Annotated in this window: 3 protein-coding genes; all 3 read right to left on the minus strand. The window is 65.4% G+C overall.

Annotated features, from left to right (window positions below; translation table 11 throughout):
* Positions 1–70: 70 nt before the first annotated feature.
* Positions 71–1,471 carry a DUF1329 domain-containing protein gene (locus DKG74_RS21230; protein WP_133251678.1) on the minus strand — a complete coding sequence of 467 codons (1,401 nt, stop codon included), beginning with the start codon at positions 1,469–1,471 and terminating at the stop codon, positions 71–73.
* 29 nt (positions 1,472–1,500) lie between these two features.
* Entirely contained in the window at positions 1,501–3,378 is a 1,878-nt protein-coding gene (locus DKG74_RS21235; RefSeq protein ID WP_109908188.1) for a hypothetical protein, read from the minus strand.
* Positions 3,379–3,542: 164 nt separating this feature from the next.
* On the minus strand, positions 3,543–4,526 hold a 984-nt coding region (locus tag DKG74_RS21240; RefSeq protein ID WP_207779456.1), incomplete at its 5' end, for an efflux RND transporter permease subunit.

The raw sequence follows: 4,526 nt of genomic DNA on the forward strand, positions 1-4,526 counted from the left end.
CCCAGGAGGAAGACTTGGGTAGAGGAGAGAGTTGGGCGGCGCGCTTCCCAAACGCCGCCCGAGCCCTGGATTACTTGTAGTCGCGGAGCTGGTCGACGTCGAAGAGGGACGGCGTCGGGTTGGTCTCGAGATCCTTCCAGCGCGAGTCCATGGTGAGCCAGGTCAGGCGCTTGGAGATGACGTTCCAGATCGCGACCTGCTTCCACTGGGCCTGGCCGGTGGCCGGCACCCAGTCGCGGCTGTCGTACCAGACGCGCATCAGGTTGCCGCGGGCGTCGTAGAACTCGTTGGCGACCGGGTAGTAGAACTCCTTGTCGAGATAGATCCGGCGCTTGGAGTAGATGTATTTGCCGGTCTTGTCGGTGATCTCGAGGATCCAGACCGGACGGAGTTCCAGCTCGACCGTATCGACCGCGCAGGAGCCTTCACGCTTGGCCGCTTCCGAGAAGTGGCCGGTGTGCGGGAAGCCGAGGGTCCAGCCCTCGCCGGCGATCTTGTAGTCGAACTTGGAGGCGTCGGTCTTCACCCAGTAGGCACGCCAGTCGTCCCAGATCAGCTCGAGGCCGGCGGCCAGCGGGTCCTGGCCGTCGGTGGCGGAGAGGATGCGGGTGCGCTTCAGGGTCGGGACGAAGACCTTGAAGTCGTCTTCCTTCTTGGCGTCGGCGAAGCGCTTGCGCACGCCCGAGAGACCGCGCACGTCACGCGGATCGGTGAAGTAGACCGCGCCCGCCTCGACGACGCCGTCCATGCCGCCGATGTCGCCGTAAGGGGCGACGTCCTTGCGGCCGTGCATCTTCTGCCACCACAGTTCCGCCTTGTACTGGCGCTCCAGCGAGCCACCGTTGTTGCAGACGTCCATGGTGATCGGGTTGAAGTTCAGGTTGTCGTTGGCGATGCCGTGGGCGACGAAGGACCAGGTCGCCTCGAGACCGTTCTTCGGGTTGAGGAAGGGCATCGCGCCCTGGGTCGCGAGGGCGAACTTGCCGTCGGGGGTGAGCAGGTTGCCGTCGGCGGTGGCGTTGAACACGGTGCCGGCGGCCTTGGCGGCCTCGGTCTGCTCGAGCGTGCCCTTGGGCATGTAGTAGGACGCGGTCGGCACGATGACCGCCTTCTTCCAGCCGAACCAGGCGCTGTCCTTGAAGCGGTCGGCGAGGGCGGGAAGGATGTAGGGCTTCAGCCAGGCGGCATCGACATTGCTGGCGTCGATGACGGTGCCGGGCTTCAGCTCGGGCGGCAGCTGGGCGGTGGCGAGCATGCCCGGGGCGTCATAGCCGCGCAGGGCGGCCCAGCGCTTGGCGATGGCGAGGGCCTCGGGCGAGCCGATGGCGTCGACGAAGGGCGCGACCTCGGGATGGCTGGCGGCATAGGCCTTCCAGGCGGCGACGCCATCCTCGGGACTGGCCAGGGCGGCCTGCGAGGCGCCGATTGACAGGGCGGCGACGATGCCGGCCGCCATGGTTCTGATCTTCATGGATATCCTCCCGTTGGTGGTCTTTATGGTCAGAACTGATAGGTGAGCGAGAACTCGATCGCGTCGGCGTTGTCATAGAGGCCGAACAGGCCCTGCTCGGTCTTGCCTTCGTAGTGGATCAGCTCGAGCCGCGGCCGGACGTGGTCGCCGAAGTAGTTGAAGTCGACGCGCTGGCGATAGGCGAAGCCCTCGTTCTGGAAGTCGTAGGCGGCGAGGCCCTCGAGGTAGAGCCGGCCGTCGTCGAGCGCCTTCCACCACAGGAACGAGGCATAGGTCTGGACCGGGTGCACCTTGGAGCCGAAGGCGGCGTAGGGCGACTGGAACATCAGGTCCTTCGAGTCCTTGGTGATGATGTTGAACAGCTGGAAGCTGGTGAAGATCGAGCTTTCCTGGTTCTTCCAGAACGGCAGCCAGAGGAAGTAGTCGAAGCCGACCATGACCGAGATCTGGTCGCGGAAGGCGACGCTGTTGTCGACCGAGGAGATGAGGGCGTTGGTGCCATAGACCTCGCTCCCGACATTGGTTTCCACGCGGTAGCGGTTGAACGGCTTGTCGAACTCGTAGGAGGCTTCCATGCGGAACACGGGCGCGACATCCTTGGGGCCGAAGGCGAGTTCGACCATGTCGCGGGTGAAGGTCGCGCCGACCAGCTTCTTGCGATACTTGTAGTCGAGATCGAAGTTGGTGGTGACCGAGCAGAGCGGCGGCAGGATGCCGGTCGAGCAGCCATAGGCATTGATCCCGGCCGGGCCGAGCAGCTGGCCGAGGGTGCCGAGCAGACCGCCGGTGGTCAGGCGCATGGCGTCGAGATAGCCGATGCCCGGGGCATGGACGAGGGTCTCGAGCAGCTGCTGGCTGAGCGGCAGCTTGAGCAGGGCCTGGTTGGGATCGTGCTTGTCGCTGCCGACGAAGAGGGTCGAGTCGCGCATCTTGACGATGGGCAGCTCCTGCCAGCCGTAATAGGCGTTCAGCGTGCCTTCGCCGTGCAGCGCCTGGAACTTGAAGCGGGCCGCGAGGGTGGCGTCGGTGACCGAGAACTCGCGCGGCGTCACGTCGTGCAGGTTGGCGGCGAAGTAGGGGATGCCCTTGCCCGACACGGGGTCGATCAGATAGGGGAAGGGGAAGCCGTAAAGCCCGCCCGAGGTGACGTCGCCCGGGGTCGGGTTATTGATGACGAACTTGTCGTGATGGGTCTCGGGCATGAAGATCATCTCGAGGCCGGGCTTGGTCATGCCGATCCATTCGAAGGGCTTGGCGATGCCCATCTCGTCGAAGTTCAGGTCGAGCGCGGCCATCCAGTTGGGGATGCGGATCTCGTCGGAATCGCCCAGCACGCCCTTCATGCGCAGGTCCTGGGCATGAAGCACGTCAAGGAGACGGATGCCGTCCGACTGGCCCCAGCCGCGCACGAACTTGCCGATCTTGAGGGCGAAGCGGTTGTAGTCGTCGGTGAACTTGATCGCGAACTCGCGGATCATCTCGTCTTCGAAGTCGTCGAGATAGCGGTTCTGGTGATCGACGGTGTTACCGAAGGGATCGTCGCGGCCGCCGCCCTTGCGGTTGATGTGATAGCCGTACTGCTGGGCGGCGTTGGGGCTGTTGGGGTTCTGGATCCCTGAGCCCATGAGGTCGCCGCACCAGCTGTCGCACCAGTCGCCGCGCAGCCAGAAGTTGCCGGTGACCGCGATGTTCTTCGACGGCTTCCAGCTGGTGTCGAGCTCGACGATGTAATTGGCCTGGGCGATCTTCAGCATGCCGTCGGTCAGATCGGAATAGCCGAAGGCGACGCCCTGCTTCACGCGCCCGCCCACACTGACGTCATCGAAGCCCGAGGCGAAGCCCGACAGCGTGGCGCCGGCCACGCCGCCGAGGATCGTTGTCGTCAGCAGGATGTTCCACAGCTTCATGTTAACCCCCCTACCCCTGTCGTTCCCTCTCCCTCCGGCCTGTGGCCGGGGGCGTTCCCTCTCCCTCCGGCCTGTGGCCGGGGGCGTTTTCCGCCATCCCCCGGCCGTTCTCTGGCCGGGGGCTCTGGTCGTTCGTGGTTTAAGCGGTTACGCGATGGTCCCGGTTACTCGGCCGCCTCGCCGACGGCGTCGCGCTCCAGGCGCTGGCCGGCGGGCGCCGCGTGCCCCTTTCGCAGGGACGCCGGCTTGAACAGCAGCACCATGCAGGGCACGAAGATCAGGGCGCCAAGCATGTTGAAGAACAGCACCACGGCATGCAGCACGCCCATCTCGGCCTGGAAGCGCAGGGCCGAGAAGAAGGCCCAGGGCATCACCGGCGCGATCATGGTGATCGCCGTGATCATCACCGCGTTGCCCGAGGTGGTCAGGGCGTGGTGCACCGCGACCTCCCAGGGCTCGCCCTCGGCCAGGGCCTCGCGCACCCGGTGCAGGATGTAGATGCCGTAGTCGGCGGCAAGACCGACGCCGAGCGCGGCCAGCGGCAGCGTGTTGATGTTGAGGCCGATGCCCATCAGATACATGAAGGTGTCGGTCATGAAGGTCGAGGTCAGCAGGGCGAAGATCAGCACGCCGGTGACCCAGAGCGAGCGGAACGCGACGAAGATGCAGCCCGCGATGAAGACCACGATGGCGACGAGGACGGCGTCCTTGGTGTCCTCGATCTCGGCGTTGATCGCCTCGGCGATGCCGACCTGACCGCCGGCGACCAGCAGCTTGGCGCCATTGGGCAGGGGCGGCATGGACGCGATGAACTGGCGCGCCAGGGCGGTCACCGACTTCACCGTGGTGCCGGTCTTGTCGTCGAGCGGCACCATGATGTTGCCGATGCGCCAGGTCTCGTCGGTATAGGCCTTGAAGTCGCCCGGCTCGCCCTTCGACGAGAACAGGTAAACGTTGAAGGCCACCTCGTCGACCGTGTCGGGCACGATGGCATAGGACGGATCGCCTTCGTAGAGCACCTGGTTCACCGCCTGGACCATGGGCACCATGCTCTGGGCGTGGCGGGCCTTCGGCTCGTGCTGCCAGATGTAACGGGACAGATCCTCGATCGCGCGATAGGTCGCGGGCTGGATCATGGTCTCGTCCGG

The sequence above is a fragment of the Zavarzinia aquatilis genome (assembly GCF_003173035.1).
In the GTDB taxonomy this organism is placed as follows: domain Bacteria; phylum Pseudomonadota; class Alphaproteobacteria; order Zavarziniales; family Zavarziniaceae; genus Zavarzinia; species Zavarzinia aquatilis.

Bases quoted from the DNA above. Each gene is read 5' to 3' on its own strand.
- DKG74_RS21230 (WP_133251678.1), bottom strand. From the start codon at position 1,471: ATGAAGATCAGAACCATGGCGGCCGGCATCGTCGCCGCCCTGTCAATC.
- DKG74_RS21235 (WP_109908188.1), bottom strand. From the start codon at position 3,378: ATGAAGCTGTGGAACATCCTGCTGACGACAACGATCCTCGGCGGCGTG.